7 protein-coding genes and 1 pseudogene are annotated in these 18,356 nt (G+C 38.4%); 3 read left to right on the top strand and 5 right to left on the bottom strand.

Annotated features, from left to right (window positions below):
* Window position 1 precedes the first annotated feature (1 nt).
* Entirely contained in the window at window positions 2–12,184 is a 12,183-nt protein-coding gene (locus QZ138_RS08135; protein ID WP_292888460.1) for a right-handed parallel beta-helix repeat-containing protein, read from the top strand.
* 157 nt (window positions 12,185–12,341) lie between these two features.
* Here the strand turns inward: QZ138_RS08135 and QZ138_RS08140 are convergent, their stop codons facing one another.
* Window positions 12,342–13,526 carry a coenzyme F420-0:L-glutamate ligase gene (locus tag QZ138_RS08140; protein WP_292888461.1) on the bottom strand — a complete coding sequence of 395 codons (1,185 nt, stop codon included), beginning with the start codon at window positions 13,524–13,526 and terminating at the stop codon, window positions 12,342–12,344.
* 901 nt (window positions 13,527–14,427) lie between these two features.
* Here QZ138_RS08140 and QZ138_RS08145 point away from each other — a divergent pair.
* Together QZ138_RS08145 and QZ138_RS08150 are read left to right on the top strand one after the other, a co-directional pair.
* Window positions 14,428–15,027 carry a hypothetical protein gene (locus QZ138_RS08145; protein ID WP_292888464.1) on the top strand — a complete coding sequence of 200 codons (600 nt, stop codon included), beginning with the start codon at window positions 14,428–14,430 and terminating at the stop codon, window positions 15,025–15,027.
* A gap of 304 nt (window positions 15,028–15,331) precedes the next feature.
* Window positions 15,332–16,357, top strand: a complete 1,026-nt coding sequence (locus QZ138_RS08150) for a glycosyltransferase family 2 protein (RefSeq protein WP_292888490.1) — start codon at window positions 15,332–15,334, stop codon at window positions 16,355–16,357.
* 146 nt (window positions 16,358–16,503) lie between these two features.
* On the opposite strand, the gene QZ138_RS08155 is transcribed toward QZ138_RS08150, so the two are convergent.
* From QZ138_RS08155 to QZ138_RS08170, 4 genes and pseudogenes are all read right to left on the bottom strand, one after another.
* Window positions 16,504–17,346 (bottom strand): UTP--glucose-1-phosphate uridylyltransferase, encoded by an 843-nt coding sequence (locus QZ138_RS08155; RefSeq protein ID WP_292888493.1) that lies wholly within the window; start codon window positions 17,344–17,346, stop codon window positions 16,504–16,506.
* Window positions 17,347–17,434: 88 nt separating this feature from the next.
* Window positions 17,435–17,752 (bottom strand): annotated as a pseudogene (locus tag QZ138_RS08160) (PIN domain-containing protein); the annotation flags it as partial.
* Between the two features lie 77 nt (window positions 17,753–17,829).
* Complete coding sequence (locus QZ138_RS08165) at window positions 17,830–17,967, bottom strand: hypothetical protein (protein WP_292888496.1); 138 nt, start codon at window positions 17,965–17,967, stop codon at window positions 17,830–17,832.
* Window positions 17,968–17,998: 31 nt separating this feature from the next.
* Window positions 17,999–18,356: ROK family protein (locus tag QZ138_RS08170; protein ID WP_292888499.1), on the bottom strand; the 358-nt coding region annotated here is incomplete at its 5' end.

An 18,356-nucleotide genomic window follows, 5' to 3' on the forward strand; every position in this document is an offset into this window, starting at 1 on the left:
AATGAAGAAAAAAACGATGGGTATATTGCTGATATCTCTTGTAATGATTATAAGTATCGGTGCAATTTCAGCAGCTGATGCTAACGAAACGTTGCAGGGAGAAGTCAGCGATACAAATATTGCGTTGGCGGAGGAGGTTGACGATGCAAATGTCGCATCCTCTGCTTTACAACAAAGTGTCAATGCCACCTCGCCGGCAAGCGATGGTGTCGATGACATTGAAGAGATTAGTGTAGATGACAGTCGAGATGAAAATCATAAAGTGGGTGCATCTTCCGCTTCAGATGAAGTGCTTTCCGCTACAAATGAGGATTTACTTGGAGCAAACCCAAACTTTTATTATAATGGCGAATGGTATGGGGATTTGGATGATGCCGTTGATGATGCCGTTGATGATGCCCTTGAGGAGGGGGGAACAAAAACAATATATCTTAAAGCAAGAGCATGGGGTTACGATTCGGCTGAACGAGAAATTACAATTAGTGATGGAGTATCGATAACATTCCAGCCTTATAATTCTGGTGATGAAGTTATTTTTGACGGCCAAGGTCATACGTATTGGTTCTTTAAGATAAGCGATAAAAACGCACATATCACTTTCAATGACATAACCTTTAGAAATGGAGGAGACGGGTCTTTAGCTAGTGATGGAGGTGCTATTAGGATTATACATGGATCCGTGACCTTTAACAACTGTATATTTGATAGCAATGAAGCTTGTAGTAACGTTGCAGGAGGTTATGGTTGGGGTGGAGCAATCTTTCTTGATGAAGAGGATGCTTCACTTATAGCTAATAATTGCCGGTTCACAAACAATAAAGCAGACAATGGTGGTGGAGCAGTCTATGTTGAAGATGGAGCCACAGCCACTTTTACTAACTGTTATTTCGAGGGTAATACTGTTGATGGATCTGCAAACCATGTTCAGGATGAAGCCGGTAGTGAATCATCTCATTCCTTTTCCAACTGTCTTTTTAAAGGAAGTGGGTCCCTTGCTATTGAAGTGGATGCTCCTTCTAAAACAGTCCATATAACTCCTGATGTTGACGATGATGTGAATTATGCTGTTTTATATAAAAATGGTGAGGAATGTGATAGAACTGCTTGTAATGATGGGGATACTGCAACTTTCTCTAATTTGGAAAAAGGATCCTATACAGTTTACATGATGAAAAATTTAGAATCAAGATATGAGTATCATGGAAATATTTTTTCTATTACCGAATCTTTTTTTATTTTAGATGGTGAGACAGCATTTGAAAATTTATCTGCTGCTGTAAGTGCTATTCCAAGTGGCGGATCCGGTGTAATTACTGTTGAAGGTGGAACTTACACTGGTTCTGCTAACTTTATGGTGAATATTATAAATAAAAATGTAACAATTATGCCTAAAGAGTATTCTCCTTTGAATCCCGTTGTTTTTTCACCTAGTTCTCAACAAAATAATCTATTGATTGTTCAGCAGGATTCCCAACTCACTATGGAACATATAACTATGGAAGGCTGGTTTTCTTGTCCATTATCCATCCAAACTAATCGGGTGTGTACCATTTCAAATTGTGAATTTAATAATATTCGACCTTTTGGAGATTCACCTGGACTAACAATTTTTGCGCTAAATGCAAATCTGGTACTGAATGGCAATACTTTCGAATCAAGTGGTAAGATGCAATTACAAAATACTGTTGTAAATATAGATGATTGTACTTTCACTTCTAATACTTATTATTCTAATGGTCTAGGGGGAGCTATCTATGCTGATTCTTCTTCGAATGTAACAGTTACCAACTCAGAATTTACTGATAATATAGCCCCAAATAAAGGTGGAGCCATATATGCCAGCAAACTTAAAGTAGAGAATACTGAGTTTATGGGAAATGGAGCAGGATTGGGAGGAGCTATTTATATCGCCGGCGACTCTAACGATCCTGTAGAAATAATCCGATGTGCTTTTGATACCAATTATGCAACTAACGGTTGCAGAAACATATATTTCGAATCAACCACAAGGAATATTACTTTGATGTTCAATGAATTTGATTTGAATTTAAAATTAGATGAAAAAGATGGATCATATGGTACTGATTATATTCTTGATGGTATTTTCGAGTGGGGATGTAATTTAGATGATAATTATACTTTTTTAGTAGGAATTAGAGACGATGAAAATCTGTTTGAAAAATTGGTCAGCATTAAAGATAATCAATTTAACATAAGTATGGGAGTATTGTCCGCAGGAACACACGAATTCGCTATGGAAGGAATGTTTATACAAGGAGACAGTAATGACCATTACTATACCCGTAGTTATTATTCTGATTTATATGGAAACGAATTCTATTTAAATAAGGGTGAATATGCAAAAATACTGATTGAAAAAGCTAATATAACATTAAATCTTGCTGTAAATAGTGTATTTATACCTGAAATACCTGTTTTAAATGTTTATGCCAATTGGGACTTGAATTATACTATTTTCATTGGAAATAAATTTTATCCAGTTCAAGTTGTAAACGGTAAGGCCAGCATGCAACTGACCGACCTTGATTTAGGCAATCATACGGTTGTTGCTATGCGCGATTCTGATAACAACTTTAACCTTGCCATGAATTTCACCACATTTACAATTTCCAAAACCTACAGCAACTTCATTGTCCTAAGCACTAATGTTGAATATGATACCCTGAACGAGGCGGTGGCCAATTCCAATAATTATGATACGATTTATGTCAAAACCGGTACATATGCAAACACAGGAATCGTAATATCCAATAAGACTTTGGATATCATTGCATTGGATGGTGCAGTCTTTGATGCTCGAGGCAAAGATGGCAATTTCATAATTGTTGACAAAAACTCTGAAGTCTACATATCAGGAATAACATTCAGAGGACTTCACAACAGAAATACCAATTATGGAGCTATAGTAAATCACGGAGAGCTAACCGTGGAGTCATGTAATTTTACAGACAATAGGATTACAAAGACATCATTTGCGCGAAATGGTGGTGCCGCCATATTCAGTGATGGGGAATCATTGGATATTGATGACTGTAATTTCATAAACAATGTCGCTCCTTTAAAGGTAAGTACTGCAGCAGTCACATCCCTGGGCCTTGAAGATGTTTCAATCGGGTCCTGCAAATTCATCAATAATTCTGCACGTGAAGGCGGTGCATTGCACTTTGAAAACTTGATTCAATATTCAGATGCAATATTTTCATGTGATTTTGAACACAACATTGCTGTTAAAGGTTCTGCAGTATATGTGGGTAATAATTCCAAATATCTAAGTGTCACCCTTTCTAACTTCAAGAAGAATGACATCAAAAACAGCTTGGGAGAAAATGCGCAACTTGAAGGTGGAGTAATATATGTTAATTCACATGAAGGTGATTCAGTCTTGGATATTGGTGCATCCAATTTCGAAGACAACTCCAACAGAAATGTTGACGGAGGAGTCATATTCCTTGATGGAAATTCAAAAGTATACATTGATGCCTCTATCTTCACTAACAATAGGGGTAGAGTAGGTTCTGTGATTTTTATCAAAAACTCTTATGATAAAAAGCTCACCGCAATTATAGAAGAAAGTAACTTTATAAATAACAATGCAACAGCCGGTGCTATTGCAACCTCTCCTAAAGTTTCAGCATTCATTGACGATTGTTTATTTGCCAATAACACTGGAGAAAACAGACATATTTACAGCAATGGATTTACAGTGGTTCATGATTCCACTTTTGATGTTAAGAATGCTGAATTAAAAGCATTGTCTGTTCAATATGGTGAAAATGCCATAATCAGTGGTTTTGCAGATATAGGCACAAATATCTATGCGGCCGCCAATTTAACAGTTGCCGGTGAAAACCTCATTGCTGATATCAATAACAATACATTCACCTATAAAACTGGCATATTGGATCATGGCAGATATTATGCTGTTTTAAACAATATTGTAGATGCAAATAATAATGAATATCTTATGGAAGGCATAACTGTAATTTTCAGAGTTAACCGTATTCCTATCGAATTTAATGTTTCCGTTGAAAACATTACATATGGCGAAACCCTGAATGTCATTGAAAAACTGCCTTCATATGCTGTGGGTACAATCATGTATCAATTCAATGGAGGATATTACACAAAAGAACAAATTGAGTCATTGATATTGGATGCAGGAAACTACACACTTGTTGCATTCTATGATCATGAAGATTTCGCTTTCTCTTCAGCTGCTGTTAATTTTGAAGTATCCAAAGCTAATCCTACCATATATGTAGAGGATGTGGAAGTAGGATATGGAGACAGCATTATTCTAAACATAGAAACTAATGTTGCGTCAATATATACAATAGAAGTTGGAGATTACAGAACTGTCACATTTATCAATGGCAGCAAATCCATTGAAATTGAAAAAATATTCATGCCTGGCAATTACACAATCAATGTCACTTCACAGGAACGCGTAAACTATATATCAAATTCCTCCGAGGCCATTTTGAGAGTAAATACAAATATTCCGGAAATTATATTAAGTCTCTCTGATAAGGTTGTCTATCCTGGCAATGCCGTCATTAAGGTTTTAGCTCCTGAGGATGCAGTTGGAAATATCACTTACGGAATAGTGGATGCAGATAATAACATTGTCTATAACATAACCCAGTCCTGCATGGATGATTTAATCATTCCAGGTTTGAATGCAGGAATCTATGATGTCGTTGGCGTATTTGAAGGTGACAAAATATACAGTCCGACTGAGGACATTCAATTCACATTCATGGTCTATAAGAGTGATGTTAACCTGACTCTGCAATTCAACAACATTACCTGTGGTGAGGATTTGGTCATAACTCCTAAATTCAACATGCCAAATGTTGAAGGAAGCATCATATATGTTGTAGGCAACAGTATCAAAACTCTTCCAGTTAATGAACGTTATATATTCAGCGGTTTGGATGAGGGCAAATATTATCTCGCAGCTTTCTATATGGGAAGTGACAATTATAATTCCTGCGAATTTTTGACAACTGTCAATGTAAGAAAAAGTGATTCTTTACTTGGCGCTTCCAATAATGTTAATGACGGATTATTGGGCGCTTCATTATTCGAAAGCCAATCTGCAATTGACGACAGCGTACTGGATGAGGAAAACATTAATGAAAATATTCTCACATTTTCATCAAATGCCAAAGACAGCGATCTTCTCACCTTTTCAGGAAATGATATCCTTGCTGATGAATATGAGGAAGGAAGATTCATTTATCAAGAAGATGAAGATGATGATTATACCTTTTTCGATACTCTGGAAGATGCAGTGGATGAAGCCATATTGTATGGTGCAGGAATCATTACAGTTAGAGGAGGAACATATTCCGTATCCAGTATGGATATTGAAGGAGAAGTGGAATTGACAATCAGGGCTTTTGGAGATGAAGAGGTCATCTTTGACTGTGGCGGTGAAGATTACTTCATGCTTTTAACATATGAAGAGGAAATGGAATGGGTTCAGGTACCACCACCTCCACATCCAGAGTTTGAGCAGACAGACGGTCCTACCGTTACACTTGAAAACATTACAGTGATGAATGGGGTGGCTACTTCTTATGGTGGAGCTATTGACCTGGAAGTAGGTACATTAACCCTGATGAACTGTAATTTCATCAATAACCAAGCTGGTAGTGAAGGTGGAGCCATATATATTGGTAAATATGATGCAGAAAATGATGCAACTCTAACTGCAATAAACACTACCTTTACAAACAATTATGCAGGAGATGAAGGTGGAGCAATCTACATTGCAGGCGACAATTTAGATGGTCAAGAAACATCAGCATCATTCTACTTATGTACCTTTTTAGACAACTATCAGGGTGAAGATGATGAGAAAGTGATGAATTACTTTGCCGGGGGCAATGTTGGAGAAATAACTTGTCAGTATTGTGTCTTTAACGGTTATGGGGAAGTATACGATTTACAAATAGATAAAATCAATCAGAGAGTCTATGTTAACGGTACCTCTGCTGATCCATTTGATTCAGTGGTTTTATTGTATGAGGACCAAGTCCCTTTATACACAATTAATAACCGTGGGGCCAGTGATTTCAATGTCACATTTGAGGATGTAATGGCCGGAAACTACACAGTAGGTGTAATGAACGACCATAACTTCAATACATACATCTTTAATGTGAAATTTGAAATGAAAGTGCCGAATTTCATCATATCCGAAGATGAGGTATTTGAAAACTTGACCGACGCTATCGATGCTGTTGTTGAAAATGGTATTATCTATGCAAATGTAAACTATTATGATGAAGATAATATGGAAATCGAGATCCGCAAATCATTCACTCTTAAAAATTTTAAAGATGATGGAGTTGTTTTCGACGGAAGCAATGTAAAATGGTTCTTTACAATAGCTGAAGGATATACTGTTCAATTTGACGGCATTTCATTTACCGATGGAGGCATAAAAACTCGTGCATCAATCGAGAATTACGGTACTTTAATAATTAACAACTGTTCATTCGAAGGGTTTGAAACAAATGAAATAATATACAATTCAGGTTTAATAAATATATTAAACAGCACATTTTCACTTAATTTCGTTGACAATGCTCTTGTTTGGAATGAAAAGGATTTGGTTATCAATAACGTTGAATTTTCAAGCAACGTCATCAATAAAAGTTCCGCAGTATACAACAGTGGAACTGCAAAAATTATCTCATCCAATTTCACAGATAACTCTAACGGCGGAAATGGTGGTGCAATATATAACTCTTATTCATTAATTGTTAACAATACTCTTTTCAGTGAAAATGAAGCTATTGACGGCGGAACCATTTATAATACAGGATATTTACAGGTATGGGACTCCGATTTTGAGGATAACACTGCAAAGGGATATGGTGGAGCAATCTTCACTAATGGAAATAACGCAGAAATCTATAACTCATCATTCACTGGAGGTTTCAGCGAAAAGGACGGCGGTGCCATTTATAATGATGGTGTAATGCTCGTGGATAATTCCACATTCGTTTCCAATTCCGCAACAGCCAATGGTGGAGCCATTTACAACAATAGGACTCTGAATCTTACACAATCCTTCTTTGGAATTAACTTTGCTGAGGAATATGCAAACATATACAATGCAGGTCAGATTCAATTCAGCCAAAACACATTCGACTTCTATGATGTGATATTGGATGTGCCTGACGGCCAATACGGCATTCCTACAACAATTACAGGTACACTTAACCCTGAATTCAACATGGATATTCACATAACCTTGCCTGGTTTTGTTGACGGTAATGATTCTGATGTTGTCATTAAAGACGGAATATTTGAATATATTGTTCCTATTTTGCCAAAAGGCGTTTATGATGTTGTATTAAATGAAATTCTTTATGACGGCTACGGCAACATTTACATTGGTGAAGCAACAAGGGACAGGCTTATCATACATAAGGCAAATGTCTACATCAACCTGACTATAGATGATATCATCATTAAGAATGACACAGACCACAAGGCACCGTTTTTAAATATCAGTGCAAGTAAAGACGGAATAATCCGCATCCTATTCAATAATAAGTTTTCAATTATCAATATCACTAATGGTAAGGGTAATATAACCTTGGATAGGGTTGATGAAGGAAACTACACCGTATTTGCTGTTCGTGAAGGTGATGAAAACTATAATGATGCTGTAAACACAACCGCATTCAAAGTCATGCAATATATAGGCAATTTCATTGTCAACAGCACAAACGGCCATTACGATACATTGCGTGAAGCCATTGAGGGTTCTGAAAGTGAAGACGTTATTTATGCATTGGAAGGAAACTATAGCGGTGTTGACAATTTAGGCTTGACCATTTCAGGCAAAAAATTAACTATAATTGCACTTGGAGATGTTGTTTTCGATGCAGATTCAACCGATTCAAGCTTTTTGACTGTTAGTGAAAACTCCGATGTTACTCTTGAGGATATTGTACTCACTGGATTTAATTCTAAAAATAAGGATGCGGTCATTCTCAATAAGGGTAATTTTACTTTTGATGGCTGTACCGTTACCAAATATAATTGGGTTAGTGATGCAGGGGGTTCAAGGTTTATCGATAGTGAAGGAAATTTAAATATTATTGACTCCGAATTTTATGACAATGTAATTTACATTTTGATTGATGCTACTGGTGGTGAGGTTATTATTAATGGATCAGAATTTGAGAACAATACAATCAAATCAGGATTCATTATTTTACACTCACTGAATTCAGCAAAAATTATATCAAATGTATTTGCCGAAAACATAATATCCGCACAAGATTTCCTTTATGTTTCAAACTCTAAAGATGTTTTAATCGATTCTGAGTTTTACAATAACCGATGTAACAATCTTATTTTAGCATATTCCAACGCCAACATGCTTGTTAATAATTCCATATTCATAGGCAATACTGTGAAAAAAATACTCCGCACAAATGCCAATGATCAAAGTATTATTTCAGAGAGTGTATTCAAAGATAATGCTGCTGAAAATATTGTTTTAAGTAGTGACAAAAATCTGTCAGTTCTTGAATCCACATTTTCAGACAACACAATTTCAGAAAACGGTGCATTAAACATTGCATCAGGAAATGCAATTGTCAACGGCAGTGTATTTACAAACAATAAGGCAAGCAATTACAGAAACATCTATACTGATTCCAGCAATGTGAACATTACCAATTCAGTATTTGATGCTATAAACGTTGATTTCACTGTTCGGGATGTTGACTACGGACAAAACGAGACAATTAACGGTACTATTGATATCGGTGTAAACTTTGAATTTGCCGTCAATTTTGCCATTAACTCCAAAATCTATTCAGTCAATGTAATTTACAGTGAATTCACCTTAAATGCGGGAATGCTTAAGGGTGGCGACTATAATGCGGTATTGACTCCAAATGGTGACAATTCAAATACTTTCGTATTTGATAAAATCACTAAAATATTCACTGTCAACCGTATAGATCCTGGATTAATAGTTTCAATACCAAATATTACCCAAGGTGAAAATTTAACTGTTAACGCAACATTAATAAACATGTTTGAGACTATCAACCGTACCGTACTTGTAGTCATTAATGATACTTATAATTACACTAAAAATGTTACAATCAATAAGAGTTCTACCGTTAAAATTGTTTATGAACTGAATGGAAATAGGTATACTAAGGCTCAGCTGGAAAACCTCACATTGAAACATGGCCATTATATGATTTCAGCAATATATAGAGGAGACGACAACTACCTTCCGGCTACTGTCCAGGTAAATGTTGAAGTCTACAAAGTCGTTCCAAACATAACCATAAGCGACGCTTCATCCAACTATACGGAGGATATTAAAATCAATGTAACCGTTGATGTTGCCGATTATTATACAGTATTTTTAGGCGACAAATCACTTACCCTGTATGTTGAGGATAATGCAACATTTACATTCTCAGGCGAGGAATTCAAACCGGGAAGCTATGAAATCACAGCTTACGTATTTGAAGGCGATGACTATGCAGAAGCCTACGCCAATGCCACATTGACAGTTAACAGGGATTTAGGAATTTTCAATTTAACAAATGACACAATCATTTACGGTGAAAATGCAACCATTTGCGTAAGCATTCCGGTCAATGCATACGGAAACATTACCTACACCGTATATGATAAGAATGGAAACCCTGTCTACACTATCAAACAATCCTGTTTTGATGTTCTTGTGGTTCCTGATTTGTACGTTGGAAATTACACCGTTGAAGGTATCTTTGAAGGCGATTATTACTACACTGAAGATTCCATAATCAATTCAGCTACAATATCTGTCGATACCCAGGTGGTGGACCTAGAAATCATCGTATCCGATATAGCCTATGAGGAAGTCGCCAATGTTACCATTAATGCTAATGTTGATGGTGAGTATCTTGTTTATGCGGCAGGCAAACCGTTCACAGTCACTGTTAGAGGCGGTACCGGAAACGTGTCTGTACCGGACCTGTTTGTTGGAAGCTATGAGGTCAATGCCACTGTTGTTGACGGCAATTATTCCGGATTTGATGAGGCATCATTTGAAGTGATTCCTAAAGAGATTGCAGTTGTCATTTCTGTTGGAAACATCACTTATGGCGAAAATGCCACTGTCTGTGTTGAAAGTGATGTTGACGGCGACTACATCGTAAATATCAGGGGTGCTGATAATATCGTATCCGTAACCGGAGGAATGGGAGTCCAAAATATCACTGGCCTGACTGTCGGTGATGATATTTTAGCTTCCGTTACAATTGTAAACGGTAACTACACTGCATACAACGCTACCTCATTCAACGTAGCTCCTAAAGAGATTGCAGTTGTCATCTCCGTTGCAAACATCACTTACGGCGAGAATGCCACTGTTGTTGTTGAAAGTGATGTTGACGGCGACTATCTTGTAACCGTCAGGGGCATTGACCATATCGTATCCGTAACCGGAGGAATAGGAGTCCAAAATATCACTGGCCTGACTGTCGGTGATGATATTTTAGCTTCCGTTACAATTTTAGACGGCAACTACACTGCATTTAACGCTACCTCATTCAACGTAACTCCTAAACAGGTCATGCTTGTCATCTCAGTTCCATACATTACCTATGGCGAGAATGCCACCGTCACTGTTCAAAGTGATGTTGACGGCGCATACATCGTAAATGTCAGGGGCGTTGACTATGACGTATCCGTAACCGGAGGAATGGGAGTCAAAAATATCACCGATTTAAGCGTTGGTGATGACATTTTAGCTACTGTATCTATTGTGGACGGCAACTATACCGGATTCAATTCCACAACATTCGCTGTGGCAATCAAACACATCGACATTTCAATCTCTGCTGAAAATGTTACTCACATAGACAACGAAACTATTGTTGTTCTGTCTGAGGTCGACGGAGAATACATGGTGTGTGTCAACAATAACACCTATAAGGTAAATGTCAGTGAAGGTAAAGGAAGCCTCATCCTCAAATATCTGCCAACAGGCAGCTATATTGCAAATGTAACCGTTTTAAACGGCAATTATACAGGATTTAATTCCACAGCATTTGAGATTTCCAAAGCAAATGCAACTATGAATATCTACTTTGGAAATGAGACAAACGGCACAGCCGCATTGATTGTGCTATTGCCTGAAGATGCCATTGGAAATGTAAGCGTTTATGTAAATGGCGTATTTTCACAAAGCGTTGATTTGATTAACGGCACTACAATTGTCAGTATCAATAACCTGATTATCGGAGATAACAATGTGACTGTTGTCTACAGCGGTGACGACAATTATCTTCCGGTCAACGAGTCCGTTGCCATAAAGCGTGACCCTACAATCGTCGCTTCAGACATGACCAGAGGATATAACAGCGGTGTGGACTATAGCGCAAAACTCTTTGACGGTAACGGGGACCCGCTTGCAAACGAAAAAGTAAGCATCAAGGTAGGCACAAAGACATACACTGTCCAAACCGATTCCAATGGTGTCTTTAAGTTCAATGACAGATTGGCTCTTGGAGATTATGCTGTTGTTATTGTCAATCCGGCAACCGGTGAATATAAACTGGCCAACCTGAAAATAGTCAAAAGAATCGCAGACAATAAGGATGCAACAATCTTCTTTGCTGACGGATCCGACTATAGGGTCAGAATCATTGGTGATGACGGCAAATATGTCGGAGCAGGTGAAGTCGTTCAAATGAATGTTGGAGGCAAAACCTATTCTGCCAAAACAGATAAGAACGGTTATGCCAACTTTAAGTTAAACCTTAAAGTCAAAAAGCACACTATCACTGTAGCATACAAAGGATTTACAACCAAAAACACAGTGACAGTCAAGTCTGTTGTAAAACCTGTCAAAAAGACAGTAAAAGTTAAAAAGACAGCTAAAAAACTTAAAATCAAAGTAAAACTCAAAGGCAAAAAAGTCCTTAAAAAGAAAAGGGTTTACTTGAAGTTTAAGGGAAAAACATACAAGGCAAAAACCAACAAAAAAGGAATTGCAACATTCAAAGTACCTAAAAAAGTTATCAAAAAACTTAAAAAAGGTAAAAAATACAAAGCGGTCTTTACCTACAAGGCAAAAGGAATGAAAAACACTGCTAAATGCAATGTAAAAGCAAGATAAAACACAAAATTTTTGAGGATTATCTAATCCTCACATTTTCTCTTTTTTTTCAAAATCACTTGATTGGGTCAATACTAATTTTAAACCCAAAAGCATCACTAAAAATCAGTTAAATTATAATTTCAAATCCAATTAAAAAAAGAAGGGTTTGGATAATTTAGTCGCTTGCTAAATTATCGAAGTATCCCTGGATGAAGACAACAGGTGTTCCCTTGTCTCCGGAACCGCTTGTCAAATCACAAAGTGAACCGATCAAATCGGTGAGTACCCTTGGGGTGGTTCCTTCGGTAATCATCTGTCCCATGAGGTTTTCAGCCTTTTTCCTGATTTCATCGACGATTGCCTCTTTGAGCTCATCGCCTTTAAGGTCTGCGAACTTGTTGTCGGATACGTATTTAAGCTTGATTTCGTTCGGATATCCCACGAGTCCACTGGTATGTGCTGGTGAAACGACTGGATCTGCCAGTTCCCAGATCTTTCCGACAGGGTCCTTGAACGCTCCGTCACCGTAGACCATGACCTCAATCTGCTTTCCGGTAAGTTCAATAAGCCTTCTCTGGACCTCTTCAACCACTGCCTGACCGGTTTTCGGGAAGAGCTTCAGCTTTTCTTCGGTTGCCTTGTTTGAACCCAGAAGTCCGTAGTCAGGATTGCAGCCTGAACCGTCGACAGGTTCTGTCAGCACCTGGTAAAGTCCGTAAACGTTTGCGCCTTCGCCTTTAAGCAATGCTGTGCTTTTTTCCCTTGTGTGGATGTCACAGGTCAGGACATCATTTGTGTAGTCAAGGATTGTCCTGATGTCGTTTGAGAATACGAATTCAACCTCACAGTCCTCGCTTTCAATCAAATCACGGTAGAAGTCGACCATGTTTATTCCGGTGAAGGGGTGAATCCATGATCCGAAAGTTTTTCTGTATTCCTCTTCTGAAATGACGCTTGCAAGGTCATATTCGCTTTTGTCAAGGATATTTTCATCCATTATTCCATTTCCAACCTCATCTGACGGAAATGATGACAGCAATGTGATTTTGTCCATTCCCCTTGCAATGCCCTTGAGGATGATTGAAAATCGGTTTCTGCTTAAAATCGGATTGACGACTCCGATGTTTTTGGACGGGAACTTTTTCTCGAGGTCCTTTGCAACGTCATCCACGGTGACATAATTTCCTTCTGAAATTCCCACAACCGCTTCTGTGATTGCAACAATGTCCTTGTCCCTGAATTCAAATCCTTCGCTTTCCTTTGCGGCCATCAGTGAATCAACAACGATGGAGGCCAAATCATCGTCCTTTTTGATAATCGGTGTTCTTATTCCGCGTACTACTGTACCAACACATCTCATATATAATTACTCCTATGGATTTAATAACCCATTTACTTTATATTTTTTTTATTATATAAGTTTTAGATTTCATGTCATTTTTCGCATGTCCGAATCATATTCATGTGGGGGTGCGAATGCCTGAACATCTCGGGAAAATATATTTTCCGCAGGGGTGTTTTTGGCAGGCATTTCCGGCGGGATGACAATGCCCTTTGGAGGAATTTGCGAAATCTTTCATTATTTTATTTTTTTCATCTATATTCCCTTGCGCAAATTACTTGCAATGTCAATCCTCTTTCATTATTTTAAAATTTCGCATTAATTTGAGCTGACTTTTTGTATCATGTTGGTGTTATATTGCATCTTGAATGAAGCATTTGCATGTCATTTTTTGCTGTCTTTTCTCCCTGAGGTATTGGCAGGATTTTTATAAAAAATTGTTGTCAAAAAGATGCAAGTTGTGTGTAACTTCGCCAAAAAGATCTCATGTAGATATAAAAAATAGTCAGTGGGCTAAAAGATGAGTAAGTCGGGCCACTGGACCGACCCGACATTTTTGATTTCGTGTTTCTCCCTGTTTTCAACTAGCAAATTAATGCCGTCCAGCCTAAAATGAAACGCCTAAACCGAACAGTAATCCGTTTTAATTTGTTCATTGAAAAAATTTGATATAAATTCAATCAAAATATTATTCGACATGAAGTTGTCGATGAAAGTGCAGAAAAACTTAAAAAAAGTTTTTCCAATTATAAATATGTCTTGACAATATTTAAATCTATCTATGATTATATGTTTTTGTTGGCAAACACAATAATGTTGTGTTGATATTGTGCATTTGGTGCCGGACGTATATTATGTTTGGCCATGCTCGAAAATTATATGCATATGATTGACACAACTTAAATATGGAGGATATTCTATGGAAAACAGAAACATAATCATAATGCTTCTTGTGGTAATCGCCATTCTTGCGGTGGCCGTCGGTGTGATGATGTTTAACCAATCACATGCAAAAGAGGCAACCAAAATTAAAATCACAAGCGATAAGGAGCAGTATGAAGGTGGAAAATTGTCAGTCGAGCTGAAAGATTTGAACGGGACTGCGCTTTCAAAGGAAGTTGTCAACGTCACAGTAACTGACAAGAAGGGAAAGGTCGTGGTTGACGACGTCGTCAAGACAAATTCCAAAGGCAAGGCAAAACTTGATTTGCATTTGAAGAAAGGAAAATATAACGTGACCGTCACTTATGGCGGAAATGAAAACTGCACAGGAACAAATTCAACACAGAAGCTGAGCATTAAGGAAAAGGTAACTGAGGCCGTAAAACCACAGTCAAGCAGTTCCCAGTCTTCATCACATCGCCAGGAATATGATATAACTCCTGACGGGTGGAATCCGAGGGAGCATGAGGTATCACGCGAACCGATAGGCGATGGAAATGAGCGCGTAAAATATGATGACGGATATATGAGAGTTGTGGACAAGGACGGAAACGTCATTTCCCATGGTTTTGCTTGATATTGTGTTTTAGATGTATTCAATCTATATTTTTGAAGGGTAAATCTTGTCTTCAAATCCAACAATATTGTGTGCAACATACAGGAAATGCATTTAGAAATCTTTCCACTGGCATGTTTCTCCACGAATCGCTGGAATGGTGGTGAAGTTCCATTATTTTTAAGGTTTGGCATGATTTAAATGAAGTTTTCGTTTCATGCTGTTGTTTTCTCGGGCCTTTTTGAAGGATTGTCACGTTGATTTTACTTTGGATTATTGCATGTTTGAAATTTTTAAATACTACATAAAATAAAAATTCAAAGTGATGAGCGAGTATAAAGTGTCAATCATAATGCCGGTTTTCAATGCCGAGAAATATCTGAGGGATTCCCTTGACTCCATAGTCAGCCAAAGCATCGGAGTCGAGAATATTGAGGTGGTCATCGTCAATGACGCATCGACCGACAGTTCAGCCAGCATAATAGATGAGTACTGCGAAAGATATCCTAATTTCAAGGCAATACATCTGGCCGAAAACTGCGGGGCTCCTCATGAGCCAAGAAACATCGCTTTCACTCATACGACTGCCGACTACATAATGTTTCTGGATGCCGACGACACATATACTCCAACCGCCTGCGAGGCCCTTTACAATGAAATTTCAAGTTCGGGTGCGGATGTTGCCGTTGGAAGATACTGGAGGGTGTATGACGACTGCAGGTTCATCTCCTATTCTCCTTATGATTCGAGGGACAACGACATCAGGACCTATCCGAAATTTCCTCCTGTTTTGGGATTTATCTGGACAAGGATTCTTTATCCGATACTCTATGGAAAGGCTCTTGAGTACAGTGACAGGGTCGTGATTGAGGATGTCAAAACAGATCCTGCGATTTTGAAGATGCTTCCTGCAATCTGGACAAAGATAGTCCGCCGTGAAAAGTTTGCCGAGTTTAAAAAATTCACTGCAGGCGAGGACTTGAACTTCGTTCTGGATGTGTTTTTCAACTCAAAGATAGTTCTTCTGAATGATGAGGTCATCGTTAACTATTCCATGCGTTTTGACGGGGATTTATCCATCACCAAAAACATCAAGTTCCAGCTGGTTCTGGACACCATCAAGTCATACAGGCAGGCAATCGAGAAATGCAATCTGGAAGGGATGGAGGACGTTTCCACAATGATTAATCCGTTCCTTGTGAACTATATCAATCTGCTTCGCCAGGGTGATTTTACACAGTCCGAAAAGAAAGAATTGCATGATGAGATTTCGGCAATCGATGACATATATAAAAACAAGGGGATAATGGGCTTCGCGCTTGTCAAGCTGATAAGGATTTTGAGCAGATAGGATCTGTTGGCAAACAGAATTTAAGTGGTGCATAACCTGTCGCTTTTGGCAGATATTGTTGCTGAACCGGATAATGTTATGTTTAACTTATGTCTAAACAAGACCATCGTGTGTGTTTGTTGTTGCCAAACAGGACTATCCTGTGTCTAGATGTATCCCTTCATGTAGTCTATGAGGTCGTCTTTGAACTCATCGTCCTCAAGGGCATACCTGATTGAGGTCTTGAGCCATTCCAGGCGGTTTCCAACGTAATGGGACTGGCCTTCAAACGCCACTCCGTAAAGGGAATCCAGCTTTGACATTGCCTCGGTGAGATGAATCTCGCCCCTGAACCCCACTTCGGTGTCGTCGATCTTGTCGAAGATTTCCGGCGTGAGGATGTATCTGCCGATGATGCCGAGGTCTATCGGCGCCCTTTCGTTCTGGGGGCTTTTGGCAATCCTTCTGATTTTATAGATATTGTCTTCCAGCTTTTCTGCATCAAGGATGTTGTACTGGTTCTGGTTGTATTTGGAAACGTCTCCCAGCGCCGCCACTGATGAGCCGTATCTGTTGTGGACGTCTATCAGCTGTCTTGTGCATGGGACCTTTCCCTTTGTGATGGTATGGCCCAGAAGCACTGCAAAGGCCTCGTTGTCAACGTGCTTTTCGCTGCATCTTATGGCATCGCCCAGGCCCCTGAGGTCTTTCTGGCGCACATAGCAGATGTCTGCAAGGTCGGTGATTTTCCTGACCTTTTTGAGGTGGCGGTCCTTTCCCGCCCTCTGCAGGGTGTACTCGAGTTCGTATGACTTGTCGAAATGGTCCTCGATTGACCTCTTGTTTCGCCCTGTGATGATTAGGATGTCATCGATGCCTGACGCCACCGCCTCCTCAACGAGAAACTGGAGTGTGGGCTTGTCATAGACCGGAAGCATCTCTTTCGGCTGTGCCTTTGTTGCAGGAAGAAATCTGATTCCGAAACCTGCCGCTGGAATAACTGCTTTCATGGTTTAATGTTGTTTTTTATTTGATTTAAATGTTATTTAAACAGTGAAAAATGAATAATTAAGCACCATCAACACAAAAAATAAGAAGTTAATGGAGTCTTATAATTCCATTAACCCTATCAAAATCACTATCGAAACTAACTATTTCTGAAATATTTTTTTCTTTCATTATATGGACATACATGCTGTCGAAAAATGAAATGTTCGAGTCATATTTAATGAATTCATTCATTGCACCATCATATAACTCGGAATCATCAATTACCTCAAATATGTAGGGAATATTATTATATATTTCACGGATATCCTTGGTTGGAAGTTTGTTTTTTAAAACTGTCACAGTTTCAGCAATAACTAATTTTGAGATTACTAGCCGACTATTTCTTATTTTTTTGTAAATTTCTACAGCTTCCGGATGCCTTGTTCATGAGACAAACAATCCGACAATAAATGTTGTATTTAAGAAATACATTAATAATCTCATTATTTTAGTTCATGTTTTAATTCCACGCTGTTTATCGGTTCGATAGCCTTATATTTTCCAACCATATCATCCAGACTCATATGTTCATATTGTCTGTGTGGCTGTCTTGAGTGCAATCCATTTTTATTAATATTCATGTTATCACATAATATTTTATTAATTCTCAACTTAAAAAATCTTTTCCATTGTCAAAAAATTGTATACGGCACCGACACAGCCGGACGCATTTTTAAAGCGGCACCTTTCAACTGCAGGCTCGTTTATCGCTTCAGATGATTTCGCTTTAAAGAACTCGTGTACGCTGTTTCTAATTTCGGCTATCAAAACGTCCTGTGCGGAAATTCCGCCTCCGATGCAGAACTTTTCAAGGTCAAGCACAGCCTGTATGGTCACGATTCCCGCCGCAATCCTTCTTGAATAATTCCTTATTGCGTCCTTTGCCGCCTCATCCCCTTTTTTATATCTTTCAAAGAGCTCAAAGGAGTCAATATTGCCGGTGCCTTTGTATGCGCCGGTTAGGCTTTTG

The sequence above is a fragment of the Methanobrevibacter sp. UBA212 genome, from assembly GCF_905233225.1.
Classification (GTDB): domain Archaea; phylum Methanobacteriota; class Methanobacteria; order Methanobacteriales; family Methanobacteriaceae; genus Methanocatella.